The 17,288-nt window shown below is 58.3% G+C and carries 10 protein-coding genes; 7 read left to right on the top strand and 3 right to left on the bottom strand.

Annotation, left to right across the window (positions count from 1 at the left end; translation table 11 throughout):
* Nucleotides 1-173: 173 nt before the first annotated feature.
* The gene (locus tag AC5S26_RS15635) at nt 174-3,581 is read right to left on the bottom strand and encodes a carboxypeptidase-like regulatory domain-containing protein (RefSeq protein WP_494186123.1); all 3,408 of its coding nucleotides are present in this window, start codon (nt 3,579-3,581) and stop codon (nt 174-176) included.
* A 366-nt stretch (nt 3,582-3,947) separates the two neighbouring features.
* Between AC5S26_RS15635 and AC5S26_RS15630 the strand changes: the two genes are divergently transcribed.
* Entirely contained in the window at nt 3,948-5,039 is a 1,092-nt protein-coding gene (locus tag AC5S26_RS15630) for a hypothetical protein (RefSeq protein ID WP_494185835.1), read from the top strand.
* Between the two features lie 102 nt (nt 5,040-5,141).
* Here the strand turns inward: AC5S26_RS15630 and AC5S26_RS15625 are convergent, their stop codons facing one another.
* A complete protein-coding gene (locus tag AC5S26_RS15625; RefSeq protein ID WP_494185834.1) occupies nt 5,142-6,638 on the bottom strand; it encodes a CehA/McbA family metallohydrolase in 1,497 nt (498 codons plus the stop codon).
* A gap of 206 nt (nt 6,639-6,844) precedes the next feature.
* On the opposite strand from AC5S26_RS15625, the gene AC5S26_RS15620 reads away from it, so the two are divergent.
* The 6 genes from AC5S26_RS15620 to AC5S26_RS15595 are packed head-to-tail and all read left to right on the top strand — an operon-like array spanning nt 6,845 to nt 15,483.
* Nucleotides 6,845-8,683, top strand: coding sequence for a CRTAC1 family protein (locus AC5S26_RS15620; protein WP_494185833.1), 1,839 nt, complete (start codon nt 6,845-6,847; stop codon nt 8,681-8,683).
* Nucleotides 8,684-8,742: 59 nt separating this feature from the next.
* Nucleotides 8,743-10,986: a tetratricopeptide repeat protein gene (locus AC5S26_RS15615; RefSeq protein ID WP_494185832.1), complete on the top strand. Its 2,244-nt coding sequence runs from the start codon at nt 8,743-8,745 to the stop codon at nt 10,984-10,986.
* Nucleotides 10,983-11,345, top strand: a complete 363-nt coding sequence (locus AC5S26_RS15610; RefSeq protein ID WP_494185831.1) for a c-type cytochrome — start codon at nt 10,983-10,985, stop codon at nt 11,343-11,345. The genes AC5S26_RS15615 and AC5S26_RS15610 overlap by 4 nt, the downstream gene beginning before the upstream one ends.
* A 58-nt stretch (nt 11,346-11,403) precedes the next feature.
* Nucleotides 11,404-14,328, top strand: a complete 2,925-nt coding sequence (locus AC5S26_RS15605) for a sensor histidine kinase (RefSeq protein ID WP_494185830.1) — start codon at nt 11,404-11,406, stop codon at nt 14,326-14,328.
* Nucleotides 14,321-14,947 carry a response regulator gene (locus AC5S26_RS15600; protein WP_494185829.1) on the top strand — a complete coding sequence of 209 codons (627 nt, stop codon included), beginning with the start codon at nt 14,321-14,323 and terminating at the stop codon, nt 14,945-14,947. Before AC5S26_RS15605 ends, AC5S26_RS15600 begins: the two co-directional genes overlap by 8 nt.
* Before the next feature lie 14 nt (nt 14,948-14,961).
* Nucleotides 14,962-15,483: a hypothetical protein gene (locus tag AC5S26_RS15595; protein WP_494185828.1), complete on the top strand. Its 522-nt coding sequence runs from the start codon at nt 14,962-14,964 to the stop codon at nt 15,481-15,483.
* 1 nt (nt 15,484) lies between these two features.
* On the opposite strand, the gene AC5S26_RS15590 is transcribed toward AC5S26_RS15595, so the two are convergent.
* On the bottom strand, nt 15,485-17,155 hold the full coding sequence (locus AC5S26_RS15590; protein WP_494185827.1) for a uroporphyrinogen-III synthase: 1,671 nt from the start codon (nt 17,153-17,155) through the stop codon (nt 15,485-15,487).
* Nucleotides 17,156-17,288: the final 133 nt, after the last annotated feature.

Genomic DNA, 17,288 nt, shown 5'->3' with positions numbered 1-17,288 from the left:
GCATCTCGGCCGAACACTCGCAAATTGGCACGGCCTCGAAAATATCTGGTATCAAACGACTTAGTCAAGGATGAAGGCCGGGGTCTTGGGTGCCGGCTAACCATCCCCGACGTCCATATAAATACTCATCGTTGTAACCTGAATTCCGCTGGCGCTGATCCAGAAATACCCCCTCAAAAAGTTAGCCTCAATCCCAGTTGAATCGTCCGCGGAAGATTGGCCTGCGAGGTAATGGTCCCAAATGCCGCGCTGGTCGGCGTCAGATTCGGAGCCGAAAAATTCGGATGGTTGAGAGCATTGAAGAAATCAGCCCGAAGCTGCGCCTGGACCCTGTCGGTGATGCGGTTGTTTTTGATCGCCGACATATCAAGCGTAACGATCCCATCCTGCCGCGCATTGGTGACCTGTGTGGGAAGCGTGCGAATGTGAGTCCCGGTAACCGGCTGATTGCCGGTCACGCGATCGAACTGGGTTACGTCGAACGCACCATCGGGTGCGTGAGGATCGACCTGGAGATCATTCAGGTTGGTCCCCTTGTAGATCACATCTCCCCAGGCCAGCGGCGCGCCCTTGGGCTGATAGGTGAAGATGCTTGTAACATTCCACCCGCTTGCTAGATACCTTGCCACCGGAACACCGACCGTATAACGGCGTCCACGACCGAAGGGAAGCTCCCAGGTACCGGAGACCACCAGATGCTGCGGGCGGTCGTCAGCTGCTATGCGCTTTTCCGGGGCTATGTCCTGCGGGTTCAGATAAGCGACACGCTCCAGCCGTTTGGACCATTCATAGTTCGCGAGAAAGCGGACACCATGCGACATGCGCTTTTCCAGGCGAGCTTCAAAAGCATTGAAGTAAGACGCACCGGCAGGATAGCTGCTCATCGTCACAGTGGTGAACTCTGGATAGGGAAGGAGCAACTGCTGCCGCGTAGTGGTCGATCCGTTCATGGAAGAGCCGGCAATACCGCGGAAAGGATTGGCGACATTCGCAGTCAGATTGGCATACACCGCCGGGTCACGATACTGCCCCACATTCAGATACTCCCTCGGAACATAGTTGATATTGCGGCTAACCCCAACATGCACGCCACGCTGTCCGACATAGCCCATCTCGAAGAGAATTCCTCCCGGTAGCTGCTGCTGCAGGTCCAGATCCCACCGCTCGGCATAATCGTTCAACAGCCTGTGAGGATAAAAGCTGACGGCCTGTCCCAGATTCGTGGCAAGCCCCTGGGCGCTTCCTGGAGGCGCGACCAGGCCTGATGGAAAAGGGTTCGAGAGCGTACCGTTCGGTGTGAGATATCCATCCAGCGAGGCTTGCAGCTGTGTCGTCTGGTTGAAACCAGTGGCAATCGGATCGGTGCGCCCCACACTGTCGTTGAAGATGCCGAAGCCTCCACGGATCGACATGGTCTGCACAGGAGTGTAGGCAAAGCCGATGCGCGGGCTGAAGTTGGTCGAACTCGTCTGGTAGAGTGCCCGATCGTCTGCACTGGCATAGGTAAGGCCGCCAGTGAGTGTAGACGGAAAGTTAACTCCGGCAACCGGGTTCGCAGCGAAATTCGTCTGCGCCTGTGTGTTGATGGGATTCGTTGCCGAGGCGTCAAAGCCATTAACCGCCGCGTTGTGGCGCTCCGTCGTCGGAAGGTCGCGCTCGTAACGCAAGCCCAAATTCAAAGTCAGCTTGGCCGCGATCCGATAGTTGTCCTGCAGATACAGAGCGAAGTACTTCGCCTGCGAGATCTGCTTTCCATTGATGTCGAAGCTTCCCCCGGTAGGCAGACCGAGAAGCATCGAAGCCAGTTCCTGCCCAATCACGGCGGCGCCGGAGTTGTCGTTCGGACCATTGGTCCAACCCTGCCCACCGTTCAATCCAAACTGATAAAGGCCCGCAGAATTCCCGTACCGGAAGCTGTATTCCCTCTCCAACCGCAGGTCGCCGCCGACAGAGAGGCTATGTTTTCCGACAGTGTGGCTCAACATCGTGAAGTATTGAAAGTTGTCATAAGGGATGTAGTCACCCTTCGAATAGCCAAAGTCGACGAACTTGGTTCCACTGGTCACAGGAAATCCGAGTGCCGTTGAAGCCCGTGCGAGGGCTGGGGGAAATCCGAGTTGAGAAAAATCGTAGGACACAGCAAGAGGACGGGACTCCGTGTTCCGAGACCAGTTGAACCGGTTGTCCCATAAAGTATTTGCGCTGAAGGTGTGAACGTAATCCAGCGTCGAGCCCCAGTTGGGCTGAATCAGGACGCTTCCAGTAGCGATGTTATTGAAGGCGTTATTCGAAGCGTGATAGCGATTGTTGTGACGGAAGGCGAAGAACATCTTGTCTTTGGTGCTGATGTTCGCATCGATGCGCCCCATCTCGCTGTCGAAGGTGTCGGTGCTGTTGCCGGGAAAGAAATAGTTCAGCTCACCGTCCGGCTTGCCTGCTGGAATGTTTGGCGCGGCAAAGTAACTCGCCAGGTTGAGCCCTACCTGGTTCAGACGCGAGGCCGGAATAACGTTGTTCGGAAACGGCTGGCGCTTGACCCTGTTTCCATCCTTGACGCCGGTCGCCGGATCATAGATCACGATTCCCTGAGACAGAAGCGCTGAAAAATCCCCCTTGCGCTCCGCCTCCGTCGGGACCGTGATGATGCTGGGCGAAGGCGTATTATCGGAGATTCCCTCATACGCAAAGAATAGAAAGAGCTTGTCGTGGGCGTTGTAGAGATGCGGGATAGAGAGCGGCATTCCAATCGTGCCGCCCCACTGGTTAAACCGCGTCACCGACTTGCGAATAGGCGTTCCCGCCACATGCTTGTTGAAGTAGGGCGTGTCGTTCAGCGCGGAGACCTGCAGATACTCATACAGCGAGCCGTGATACTGGTTCGTTCCAGAGCGCGTGATGTGATTGATGGTTCCGCCGCTGCTGTGTCCGTACGCGGCATCGGCCTGAAAGGTCTCGGCCTTCACCTCCTGCATGGCATCCATCGGGGGACTGAAGGCCAGCGTGCCATCCGCACCGCCGTCCGGAGCACCATCGATCAGAATCTCGTTCTGCTTGGAAGCCCCGCCTCCAAGAGCGATGCTCGACGGGCCGCTGTTGTCAAAAGGGTGGTTGAACTGCGGGTTGCCGGTAGAGAGCGCCCCGTAGGTCAACTGTGCGAGGATCATGGGAGTACGTCCATTGACCGGCATGTTTTCGATATCTTCTTTGTCCAGAACCTGCCCCGTAGAGGCAATCGTCGTCTCGAGCATCGTGTTGTCCGCCGCAACCGAAACCACCTCGTTGCGGCCGCCGATCGTCAACACGACATCCACGGCAACATGCTCGTTCGCTCCAACAATAATGTCGTTGTGGACCGAGCTTTTAAAGCCCGCTGACGTCACCGTGAGCTGATACGTTCCGGGCGCGAGAAACGGAATCGTGTAATTGCCATCCCCATTCGGAACCGCAACGGATTTTGCCCCGGTAGATGTCTCCATCACAACTAGATTGGCTCCCGGCACAACCGCTCCATCTGCGTCCGTCACGCGGCCATTCAAAGTACCCCTGGATATCTGCGCATTCAAAAATGGTGTTAGGACCATCCCCAACAGGCAAAACACGAGTGCTCTAAGCCTCGGCGTCATCGAAATCATGCTGGTTACCTTTCGAAACCGAATGATCTTTGCCGATTAGAACCCATGTCAAGAGTTTTTTGAAAATAATTAACAATTTATAAAAATAACCGCACACACTGATTTTGAAAAAGAATTGAACCAAGAAAATGGCCTGATCCGTGGCCATCGGCCGGCAAAACACTTTCGTAAGCAGCGATAGGCGACGGGAACAGGTGTTCCGCAATTCGGTTTCAACCTTGGGTTGGTTTCAACACGCTCGTCGAATAACCCAGCCTCTTTCTCGTCCCCGTGGGCGGCGCTATCCTTCACAGAATGCTGGATCAAATCCAATTCGTGCCTCAACCCTTTGCTCTCTCGGGCTCCGTTCACATCCTTTTGCAGTTCGATGTCTCTGAGGAGATCCGTCTCGACCGGCTCCGCGAGCTTCTCAGCGCCCCCACCGTCCAGCAACCCGCCCTCAAACACCCCGCACCAGGCTACGTGCGCTACAAGCGGCCACCGGTCGTCGAGCCCACCGAGCCTCTGGTCCTCGATACAGGCGAACGGCTTTTCGGAGAGATCAAGTACTACGACTATGGTGTCGTTAGTGTCGTTCTCCATCTCCCATTCTCTGGCCCCTGGGAGACCTTGATCGCCCTCGCCAGCCGCTGGGCCTGGGAGATCGACTTCGCCGCCCATGCCTCCGCCTTGGTCCGCCGGCGCCTTCAGACTGCCGCCCCTGCACTCATCAAGCCATACGCGGAATGGCTCTCCGAGGACTACCTCATCGTCCAGGTCCGCGAAGCTACCGGCTCTCCCAACGCAGCCGACCTCATCGCTGCCCACGGCCCCCGTATCGCCCAGGTCGTCCGCGGCGATACCCTGCCGCTAGCCACGCAGGAGTGTCACGAAGTCCTGCAGTCCAGCATCTCCTATTACCCCACGGACCTCGCTGTCATCGGTTGGAATGCCGCCTTTCTCTACGACACTCCCGCAGGTGCTGAAGCAGCCATTCAGCTACTCGAATATGCCAACTCCCAGCTCCTCGAGTTCCGCCATTACGACGATCTACTCACCCGTGTTCTCGATACCGTCTACGACTCCTTCGAGCAGCGTTCCGGCGTCTTCTCCGGCTGGCGTCGCGCAGGCTCCGCCAGGCGCCTCCATACCGTCCTGATCGAGGTCATGGAACTAACCGAGCACGCCGACAACGCCATCAAGTTCCTCAGCGACATGTTCGCCGCGCGTCTCTACCGCCTCGCCGCAGCGAAAGTCGGCGTCCCTGATTACAAAGATCTCGTCAACCAGAAGATCAACACCGCCGAAGACCTCTACCGCTTCATGGTCGATCAGTTCAACCAGAGCAGGGCCTTCTTCCTCGAATCCGCCGTCGTCATCATCCTCGTTATCGAGCTTATCTATCTCTTCCGCGACAAAGGTTTCTGAGATCGTGGGATGGAAGCGATCCCGAAAAACCGGGGCCCATCTTAGCGACGGTCTCATCTTCGCTAAGATGGCCAACTTTCGCGTAGCGAAAATCAAACCCATCTAGAAATTCAGATACACCGGATTCCCTAGCACCAGCAACTTACCATCCTCTCCTCGCACATTCACCCGAATCCAGTGCCTCCCGCCGTCGGAGGCCTCATCAAACTCCCGCGTCTCCTTCGCATTCCGCACCGCGTCCCCGAGCCCGCGAGCCACACCATCCCGAACCACCTCGGCCCGCGCTCCCACCAGGTTTTCCATCGTCAAAGCGAAGTGCACCCGCGATCCCGCAGGAGCTTTCATCGCGTCTCCCATCCTCGCGGTCTGCGTTCCAGAAGTCCCCATAAATTCGATCACACGATCCCGCGACCCCTGCGCATCCACAAACACATGTCCCGCCCGAATCGCCTCCAGCAATGCGCCTTCTGAAAGATTTGCTGCATAGACGACCGTTGTCGGCTTCCCGATTGCCGATTCATGCTCTGGAGCATACGAAGCATTATGGTTGTCGCTTCCGCCGATTGCGGTCACGCGAAATCCGTCATTCAGCCGCTTCTGCCAGAACGGAATCCCCGACAGCGGTCCATCCACAAACCCTCCATTGATCGCCTCAATCACATGCACCCTGCTGAAATCCGTATCCTTCACCGACCAGCCGCAACCCATGCACGCCGCCCCCGTCGGCAATCCCGGATGATTGATCGAGATCAGTGCGTGCTTCTTCTCCACCTCATTAAGCAGATCGTTGAAAGTAGGCACAGACTTGCTCGTCAGCCGGAAATCAATGAACTCCGTCGTGCCAAACACATTCGCATGCCCGTCGAATGTCGTAATCTCCCGTCCCGGAATCAGCAGCATCTTGTCGAAGTAAGGAGCCAGCTCTCGCACCTCATTGAAGTGGGAGACCGTGTTGTGATCCGTGACCGCGATGAAGTCCAGCCCCCGCGGTTGCGCCGCCTCTACAGTCTTGAATAGAGGGCAAGGAACTTTCTTCCCCGCCTCGCTCGTGCAGCTTCCATCGCTGTGCGCGTCGTGCATGTGCAGATCACCACGAAACCATCCCGGCCCCTCGCGCACCGGCTCGGGAACCGCCGTCGCACCAAACGTCGATGCTCCAATCCTCTGCCCCTCACGTCCGAAATAAACCTTCGCGGTATACCTGGATTGCACTCCCGCCGGCATACTCGGCACGCCAAGCAGCAGCTTCCAGACCCCCGGCTTCACCGGCCCCGGCAGGTACGATGGAGTCGCATCCGTCTCCGAAACCGTGAATGCGCTCTTGTTTCCTCCGCTCCATCCGCGAAATCTTTCATTGTCCAGCAACCCAAGATCGAGCGTCGCCTTCTTCTCGTGTCCTGTATAGCTGAACTCCACGCTTACTCGCACTACTCCTGCCGGCACCGTAAACGGAACCTCGACATACGTCTCACGCTGTGTCTCGACAATGGTTCCCTGCAGCACCAGATCCGGCTTTTGTTCCTGCGCCCTGGCCTCGACAAAGCCCACCGCTGCCACAAAAATCAACGCCCAGACCGCAATCGTTTTACCTACGTTCACTCAAAGCCTCCCTGCCAATATCTGCAATCCCGATTCAGGGTTCCATTAAACACAATTGGCATTTCGCGCGAACAAACAGAAATCTTCGGGTGGCGTCTCCCTGGGCCTGATCGAAAACCCGAGATTTACATCTCGTGCGCATGGCGTGGTAAATATGTTGACGGCCCGGAGCATCGTTGCCTCCACGCGCCCAACAAGGATTCAGCATGATTCGGTTCTTCCTCACCGCCGCTCTTTGCAATGTGCTCGCCATGACACCAGCGCTCTGCCTCGCACAATCCGGTTCTCAACAAGATCGTCCGCAGGAAGGCGGCCAGCCTCCTGCCGCTGGTGGCGTCAACACCGGTGGAACCCATTCAGCCGTCTACGATCAACAACATCGCCCTATCACCGCTGGTGGCTTTGTCAAAAGCGGCCCCGTCATCTTCGAAGACATCACCGCGAAGTCCGGGCTTGCCGCGTGGACCCATTCCATGGGCACTCCGGAGAAACGCTTCATCCTCGAAGCCAACGGCTCCGGCGTCGGCCTGATCGACTATGACAACGATGGCTGGCTCGACATCTATCTCGTCAACGGATCCAACTACGACGCGCTTGCAGACAAAACTCCTGCGCCAAAGGCCGCTCTCTTCCACAACAATCACGACGGAACTTTCACCGACGTTGCCGAAAAAGCTGGCGTGACCAACGAACGCTGGGGCTTCGGCGCGGCCATCGCCGACTACGATAACGATGGCTGGCCCGACATCTACGTCTCCAACTTCGGCAAGAATCGCCTCTTCCACAACAACCACGACGGAACCTTCACCGACGTCGCCGAAAAAGCCGGTGTAACCCTCGGCAACTGGTCCACAGGAGCCACCTGGGGCGACTACGACGGCGACGGCAAACTCGATCTCTTCGTTCCCGGATATGTCCACTACGATGTCGCCACGGCTCTTGCTCCCGATAAGAAAAATATTTCCAACAGCTTCTGCCAGTTTCGTGGCGAAGACGTTATGTGCGGGCCGCGCGGATTGAAGGGCGAATCCGATCATCTCTTTCACAACAATGGCGACGGAACCTTCACTGACGTCAGCGAAAAGGCAGGCGTGGCCGACAAAAACACCTACTATGGCTTGGCCTCCGCCTTTGTCGACGTCAACAACGACGGCAAGGTAGACCTCCTCGTCGCCGACGACTCCACGCCAAACTATCTCTACCTCAACAAGGGAGATGGAACCTTTGAGGATGTCAGTTACGCCTCCGGCTATGCTCTCAACGAAAGCGGACGCGAAACGGCATCGATGGGAATCGCGATCGGCGACTACCGCAACACAGGCCTTGTCGATCTCTACAACACCACTTTTTCCGATGACTACAACCCGCTTTATCGCAACGATGGAAATGCCAACTTCACCGACGTCAGCTATCAGCTTGGCCTCGCCGAGCCCACAATTCCCTTCCTCGGATGGGGAGATGCATTCCTCGACTTCGATAACGACGGCTGGAAAGATCTGATCACCGCCAACGGCCACGTCTATCCGCTCGTCGACCGTATGCCCTGGGGAACGACCTACGCTCAGCGCCCGCTGCTCTTCCGTAACATCGAAGGCAAGAAATTCGATCCCGTGCCCCCCGTCGAAGGCTCAGGCCTCGCGCGCGTCGTCGCTGGACACGGCCTCGCGATCGGCGATCTCTTCAACGATGGAAAGCTCGATGCTGTCATCAATGTCATCGATGGTCATCCCCTGCTTCTCCGCAATGTTTCGTCCGATAAGCACCACTGGATCGAGTTGAAGCTCGCTGGCGGCCCGAAGAGTCCACGCGACGCCGTAGGCGCCACCGTCTACCTCACCGCAGGCAGCAAAAAGCAACGGGGAGACGTCATCGCCGGTGCCAGCTACGCCTCCACCCACGATCCCCGCATCCACTTCGGCCTGGGAGAAACCTCCACGATCGATGCCATCGAGGTCCACTGGCCCAGCGGCATCATCGAAAAATTTCCCTCCCCTAAACCCGATCAGATCATCACCTTGACCGAAGGCAAAGGCACGCGCCCATAGCCGCTCAACCTTTTGATGGATAGCCAACTCAGTCTCCAGTTCAATAAAATCGGCCCGCAATGAAACTCAGCTTTCTGTCCCGGCGAATCGGCCGCGTCCTGATCGGAACCCTTCTGGCCGCGAGCGCAACATGCTTCATCGTAGGAGCGCGCATCCCAAAGGCGTACGCCGATAACGATCCCGCGCAACCCTCGCAGCGACAGGCTTACTCTCAATCCACTGCCGAGCATTACAACTATCGCTTCGGAGCCGGACAACCCTTCCTCCCCTCCTTTGCCACGACGGACAACGGAGAATTCATCAACTCCAAGGCCTTCCCCACTGCAAAATATTGCGGTCGCTGCCACCAGCAGGCTCATGCCGAATGGCGTCAATCCGCCCATGCAAACTCGTTTCGCACACCTTGGTACACCCGCAACGTAAATCTTCTGACCGAGGAAAAAGGCGTCGAATTTACACGCCACTGCGAAGGCTGTCACAATCCAACCGCTCTGACCTCCGGTGCTCTGACTAAGGGCTCATCGGTAAATCGCAAATTCGATGAAGACGGCGTTACCTGCTCGGTCTGTCATTCCATCCAGAAAACGGACACACGCGGTACCGGAAGCTACGTCCTTGCTCAACCAGCCGTGCTGGTCGATGATAACGACAAACCCGTCTATGGCGAGGTCTCCGACAAGCAGATTCTCACCCATCTCGATCGCCACTCCAAGGCGGTGATGAAAGACTTCTACCGCACCAGCGAGTTCTGCGCCGCGTGCCACAAAGCCGCGCTTCCAAAACAGCTCAACAACTACAAGTGGCAACGCGCCATCTTCCTCTACGACGAGTGGCAGCAGTCCAGCTTCGCAAAACAATCGCCTCTGCCCTTCTACACCAAGGACTCCGTCTCCACCTGCCAGACCTGCCACATGGCACGCACGGATCTTACGCTTGCCGATCCCGGAGCCAAGGAAGGCAAGTTCGCCAGTCATCGCTGGCTCGGCGCCAACACCATCATGTCGAAGTTCTACAACTACGACGAGCAGATGGAAAAGACTGTGGCCTTTCTGCGCAACAACGTCTTCAACATCGACCTCTTCGGCCTGGAGAAGAACGGCGGCAGTATGTCCGCCCCCCTCGGCGCAGAACCCTTCTCCATCGCACCGGGCGATACCGTCACCGTATCCGTTGTCATCCAGAACAAGGGGATCGCTCACAGTCACGTCCCCGAGCAACGCGACATGTACGAGAGCTGGGTCGAGTTTGAAGCGAAGGATTCTACGGGCCAGAACCTCTCTCACTCTGGCGCCATCCAGGCAAACGGCGATCTCGATCCCCGCGCACACAGCTTCACCAATCGACTGGTCAATGTGAAGGGCGGCATCAACGATCTTCACCAGGTATGGGACACCCGTGTCGCCGCTTACAACAACACCATCGCTTCGGGCCGTTCGCAGATCGTGCGCTATCAGTTCCGCATCCCTGCCGATGCGAAGGGTCCTATCTCCGTCACCGCCCGAGTCAACTACCGGCGCTTCGATCAGCGCTTCATTGATTTCGCCATGCAAAAGAAACAATATCCTCAGCCGGTCGTCGACATGGCCTCTCGCACTCGCACCTTCCAGCTGGGCGCCAATCCGGCCGCCGCTCAGCCCGACCCTGCCGACAATCCCCTATGGATGCGCTGGAACAACTACGGTATTGCCATGCTCGACGCGCAACAGTACGCCGAAAGTGTACGAGCCTTCGAGCAGGTGGCGAAGCTTCGCCCCGACTACGCCGATGCCTACACCAATATCGCCATCGCAAACTTCCAGTGGCAGCGCTATAGCGACTCGCGCACAGATCTGGAAAAATCTCTGCAGCTCCACCCGCACAATGCGCGCGCTCTCTACTACCTCGCTCTCGTCGAACGCAATCAGGGAAACCTGGAAGCCGCCATCGCCGACCTTCGCGAAGTGAGTGAGCAGTTCCCTCGCTCCCGCGATGCGCACCGTGAGCTGGGCTTCTCTTACTACCAACAACACAAGTACGATGACGCCCGCACCGAGTACGAGACGCTCCAGTCCATCGACCCCGACGACCTCGCCGCGCACTATATTCTCTCCATCGTCTATCGCCGTCTCGGCATCAACGATAAAGCTGCCCATGAGGCTGCAATGTTTGCCGATCAGAAGGACGATCCCACCGCCAGCACCTACGCGCTCGAGTACCTGCGCCGCCATACCGATGTCGCCAACGAGACCGTCCCCTGGCATACCCACTCCGATCTCGCGCCTGAACCCTCACAGCAGAAACCGGGTGGAACGCCGGCCCAATGAACCCTTGCCGCCTAGCCCTGCTGCTTCTTCTCTCCACCACACCGGCGCTCTGCCAACAGGACTCGGCCGCAAAGCCCTCCACACCCGCGAGCAATGATCCCCGAACTCGCGGCGCGGAAGCCTTCACGGACAATGGCTGCCCGCAATGCCATACCATCCGGCACCAGGGTGGCACCAAAGGCCCCGACCTCACCGCAGTCGGCCGTCGCCTCAGCGAGGAGCAGATTCGCTCTCAGATTCTCAAGGGTGGAAAGCAGATGCCCTCTTTCGGACAGATTCTTGAGGCCCGCGAGGCCGACGATCTCGTCAGCTATCTGCACTCCCTTCGCGATGACGACAAGACCGAGAAGAAGCCATAGCAGCAGAAATTAGAAGACCCCGGCAGCCAAACGCACTACCATCCCTACAGCACTCCACATGAGGTCTTCTCTCCATCGCGCATTCTCCCTGCTGTCGCTTTTTCTGCTGAGCTTCTCCGCCTCCGCGCAAACGCCCTCGAACCTTGGTCATCAATCATGGACGACGGAAAATGGTCTGCCACAGAACAGCATCCACGCCATCTTCCAATCCAGGGACGGTTATCTGTGGATCGCAACCGAAGGCGGCATCGCTCGTTTCAACGGCATCGAGTTCAAGATCTTTCAGCACGAAAATACGCCTGCGATCACCAGCGACGATATCTCCTGTTTCGCGCAGGGCGACGCGGACAACACGATCTGGATCGGCACCGCTGATGGCGTCTTGCGCTACAGCGGCGGTGCATTTCACCGTTACAGCACTGCGCAGGCTCTACCCTCGCCGGACGTTCTCTCGATCGCCTCCCAGGATGGATCCCTGTACGTCCTCACCGGTTCCGGCCTGGCGCGATTCAATGGCAACACCTTCTCATCCGTCGTCACTCCTTCTACCCCCACGGCAATCGCTTTCTCCGGCGATAGTCTTCTGATCGCCACCGCATCCGGCCTGTTGCAATATCGCGGAGATACCCTCGCGCCTGCCTATCAAAAACTCTCGCCTGCGAACCAGCCCGTTCACGCCTTCGGATACCTTCCCGACCACACCTCCTGGCAGCGCACAACGACCGATCTGTCGTTCACCGCAAACGGCAGCCTCCGTACACTAGGCTCGACCGCGCTTAATGGCGCACGGATCCAGTCTTTTCTCTCCGGCTCTCGGGGAGACCTCTGGGTTGGCACCAGCAAGGGGCTCTATCACCTCGACGATCCGCTCTCCCAACCGCGTCTTCAGATCGATCTCGGCACCGATAGCATCCTCTCTCTCCAGGAAGACGCCGAAGGCGATCTCTGGGTCGGCACCGAAACCAGCGGCCTTCACGTCCTTCGCCACCATAACTTCCACTCCCTGCCCGACATCACCACCGGCATGGTCACCGCGATCACGCAGACCAGCGACGGCGCCATGTGGATCGGAGCCAACGGGGACGGCCTTGATCGCTGGCTCTCCGGAAAAAAACATTCGATCTCAACCCGCGAAGGTCTTCCAAGCGACATCGTCCTCTCTCTCGCACCTGGACCCGCGGAAGATCTCTGGGTAGGAACGCCCGATGGGCTCAGCCATGTTCAAAGAAACCGCGTAACGTCGATCACCTCCGCCGACGGCCTGCCGGACGACTTCGTTCGCTCCCTGCTTCTCAACCCGGACGGCACGCTCTGGATCGGGACTCGTCGCGGCCTCGCCCATCTCGACGGAGACAAGATCGCCACCCTCACCCATAACAATGGCCTCGGTAGCGATCTCATCGGCGCATTGGTTCGTTCCCCCGGCTCAAGCGATCTCTGGATCGCTACCCTCAACGGCCTGTCGCTGCTTCACAACGGGTCCATCAGAACCTTCACTACAAAGGATGGCCTCTCCGGAAACATCATCACCGCTCTCTTTCCAGATGGCGAAGGCAATCTCTGGATCGGGACCCGAGGCAACGGACTTACCGTTCGCACCGTCGAGGGCCGCTTCATCGCCCTGCATCGCGGCGATCTTCCGCAGACAATCGACTCCATCATTGGCGACAACACCGGCTCGCTCTGGCTTGGCACGGCCCACGGAATTCTCCGCGTGCGTTCCGTTGAGTTGTTGGCCTGCGCTGCTTCGCCCGCCTGCACCCTCCATATCAACCGTTACGGCACATCAGACGGCATGCCCACGGAAGAGGTCTCCGCCATCGGCCATCCTTCGGTATGGCAAACAGCGGAAGGACAACTCTGGTTCGCCACTCGCAAAGGCGTCGCTATCGTCGATCCCGCCCATCTCTTCCTCAATCGAGTTCCTCCTCCCGTCGTGATCGAGCGTTTCACCGTCGACGACACCGACCAGGTGAGCGGCGTGACCATCCCACCCGGTCATAGCCGTCTGGCCTTTGAATATGCCGGCCTCAGCTTCGTCGCTCCCGCCCGCGTTCGCTACCGCTATCTGCTTGAGGGCTTCGACAAACAATGGACCGAAGCCGGTTCGCGCCGCACCGCGTATTACACCAACCTTCCTCCCGGCCACTATCGTTTTCTCGTTCAGGCAGCCAATAACGACGGCCTCTGGAACCCGCACTCTGCGGAGCTCGCCTTCTCCATCCGGCCTCCGTTTTACCGCACCCTCTGGTTCCTTCTCCTTGCGGCTGCGCTCCTTGCTGGACTCATCTATCTCGTCTACTATCTGCGACTGCGCCGCCTCCAGTCACAGTTCACAGCTGTGCTTCAGGAACGCAACCGCGTGGCCCGCGAGATTCATGACACTCTGGCCCAGAGCTTCGTCGGAGTCTCCGTTCAGCTGGAGCTCGCCACCCAACTCCTCGCTCAACAAAAAGTCGACGCCGCGCGCCAGCAGCTCGAACAGACCGGCGCTTACGTCCGCGAGGGCATCGCCGAAGCCCGTCGCAGTATCTGGGATCTACGCGCCGCCACTGCGCAAAACACGCTGCCCACACGCCTCGCCCAGCTCGTCGAACGGTTCCGGTCCGAAAGCCTCAAACTTCAGATTCGCATCGGCGGCACCTATCGCCCGCTCGACACAAACACGGAGAACGAAATCCTGCGAATTGCCCAGGAAGCTCTCACCAACATCGTCCGCCATGCTCACGCAACGTCCGCTACCCTAAACCTTACCTATGACCCGACACGCCTCGTGCTCAACATCTCCGACGACGGCCGAGGCTTCTCTCCCGCCGAGCAGGAGGCGCTCTCCGCCCAGGGACACTTCGGACTTCAGGGCATGCGCGAGCGAGCCCAGCACATCGCCGCTCAATTCTCCGTCGTCAGCTCCTCGGACCAGGGGACGCAAATCCATCTCACGATTCCCCTAACCAGCCAGAAAGAGGAACGCATCCATGGCTGAACCAATTCGCATCCTTGTTGTCGACGACCATCACGTCGTACGCCAGGGCCTCGTCGCTCTTCTCAACATCATGCCCGACATTGCCGTCGTCGGTCAGGCAGCCGATGGCGACGAGGCCATCAGCCTCTACCGCACCCTCAAGCCCGACATCACTCTCATGGATCTTCAGCTGCCCGGTGTGTCTGGCGTAGAAGCCATTCGCCGCATCCGCAACGAAGATTCCGCGGCGCGATTCATCGTGCTCACCACCTTTGACGGCGATGAAGATATCTTCCGCGCTCTCGAAGCCGGCGCTCGTGCCTACCTTCTCAAGGGCATGACCGTCGAGGAGCTGACATCCGCCATCAAAGCCGTTCATGCTGGCAAAACGCGCATCTCGCCCGCCATTGCCGATAAGCTCGCCGGAAGAATGAGCAGCCAGGCTCTCACCGCGCGAGAGCAGGATGTGCTCGAGCGCATCGTCGCCGGCCGTTCCAACAAAGAGATCGCGTCCGATCTCAACATCTCCGAAGCCACCGTGAAAACCCATATCAACAGCCTGCTCGGAAAGCTCGGCGTTGGCGATCGCACGCATGCCGCCACCGTCGCCCTCCAGCGCGGCATCGTTCATCTCAAATAAGGCAGGCATCCACCATGCATGCTCAAAAACTCCTCGCCTTCGTCCTCGCGCTCTCACTCACGCCAACGTGCGTGCTTACTGCGCAGTCAAAAGCTTCATGGCGAGCTGCCACCACCGAAGAACTGGCGGCCGCTCTGCCTGCACGAGCTCCCGTCGAGCGCGAGCGTATCGAAACCGAGATGCGCACCGCCTCCGGAATCATCGACACGCGCGGAAAGCTGATCGCCGGTATTGTGCTCATCACCGCCGGCTACTCCGCCGATGGCAAGTACTCGCATTTCCTTCTGGTACAGTCGCCCATCTCATTCGGTGGCGTAGCCCTCGCGCCCGGTTCTTACGTCATCGGCTGGACCCGCAAAGAAGATTCGCTCTCCGTAACCTTCTACGATGCTGCCACTGGCATCAACCGTGGAACCGCCCTCGCCCAGCACCTTGGCACTGGATCTCGTGTCGAGAGCTTTCGCATCTGGCCCCCCGCCGATCATCCCATTCTGCAGATCGGGCGCTTCGCACTTCCCTACACGCTCGGAGAATGAATCAACTTCCGGCAGCGGGCTTTTGCTCTGGGGTCATCTGCCCTTTGCGAATCTCTTCGCCAAGCAAAATCGCCTCCGCAATCTCCAGCATGGACTTTCTTCTCTGCCGGCTCTCCCGCTGCATCATCCGGTAAGCCTCTTCTTCGCCCACCCGCATATCGCGTTGCAGAATTCCCTTGGCTCGCTCCACGGCCTTGCGTGCTTCCAGCCTTCCCGTCAGTTGCGCGTTCTCGTTCTCAAGGCGTGCCCGCTCCACCTCGGCTCCCACCAGGTAGCCGATCGTCGACAGCAAACGCACCTCGTTCGTAGTGTGCTGATAGGAAAGTCGATGTTGCAGGTTCATGACACCCACGACCTTGCTCGCGCAAAGAATCGGCGTCGACAGCATCGCCTCGAACCGGTCCTCTGGAAGATTCTTGAACGGCTTGAACCGCGGATCCTCCGAAGCATTCGAGGCCAGCGCAACCGGCTCGCGATGTTCTGCTACCCAGCCCGTGATGCCCTGGCCCATCTTGATGCCCAGGTGATCCACCACATCCGCGTGCGGATTCTTCGAGGCTCGCAGCGTCAGCTTCTCGCCCTCCAGCACATAGATAAAACAGGAGTCGCACGGAATCACCGTCGTCACAAAATCGACAATTCTGCCTAGGACTTTATGGAAGGAATCTGCCGAAGCGATGCGGCTCGTGATCTCGTGAAGAAAGTCGATCGGGGCCATCGCTTGCTGGTTCTCGAACGAGGCCGACGAGGGCGACTTCGCCGTCCCTGGCGTCTGAGACACCGTCAAACGAAGTCCTGCCTGACGCGTGCTCATGCTGCGTGTGTAGCTGTTCTTCTTCTCCTCCACCAGATTGCCCGCCAGTTGCGCCGCCTCGTTTACCAGAAAACCCATCTTCGGGTGCGACGGTTCGAAATCGGGAGTAACTCCATACTGGTTCAGCGCTTCAGTCGTCGTCGGCCCAATCGAAGCCACGACAATCGATCGAAGTCCCGTCCGCAGATCGTCCACGGAATCCATCTGCTCTGCCACTTGGAAAAAGTGGATCACCTGCGCCGCCGTGGTAAACAGCACCACGTCCACTCCTCCACTCGCCACTCCCAACACCGCCTCGCGCAACGGACGCAGATCTTCCGGCAGAGCCCACTGGTACACCGGAACCTTGGTTACGCTGGCGCTCTTCTCGGTCAGCGTCTCTAACAAGTCAGGGTTTGAGGTGCCGTACTCCTGAACCGCAATTCGGAACCCGGTAAGAGCCTCTCCAAACTCCGTTTCAACCGAAGAAACCACCTCACGCCAGGTATTCGGCTCTGGCGCCACCACCGCAACCGGAATCCCAAGCTCCTTCAACGCTGCAACCGGCTTTGGCCCGCGTGCTGCAATGCGGGTCTTCTTCAGCGCTTCTAGAAACTTGTCCCGCTTGCCGGCCTCCTCCACGATATTCACCAGGGCCCGCACGCCGACACCCGTCAGAAAGATCACCAGGTCGAACTCCCCGGCAATCAACATCTCGACAAACTCCAGCGCCAGCCGGTTCGACTCCAGCGACACTTCGCGCAGGGCCGGCACCACGAACGGCTCACCCCCGTAGGTCCGGATCAGCTTCGTCATCTCGCTGGACCGTCGCGACTCGAGTGAGAGAATCCTCAATCCATCAAAGCTTGCAGGTGCCATTTACGAACTCCCATAGGGCCACAAAAGCGGCGGGTTGCATTACCACAAGGTAAATTTCGGCTTAAGCACGGGTCTGTTGCTCATCATTTTACAGAGAGCTACCAAATCGACCAGCGCAATCTTTCTTACATCC

This window comes from Edaphobacter sp. FHG110511_03 (genome assembly GCF_059115365.1).
This window is presented reverse-complemented; position numbering and strand designations above follow the sequence as displayed.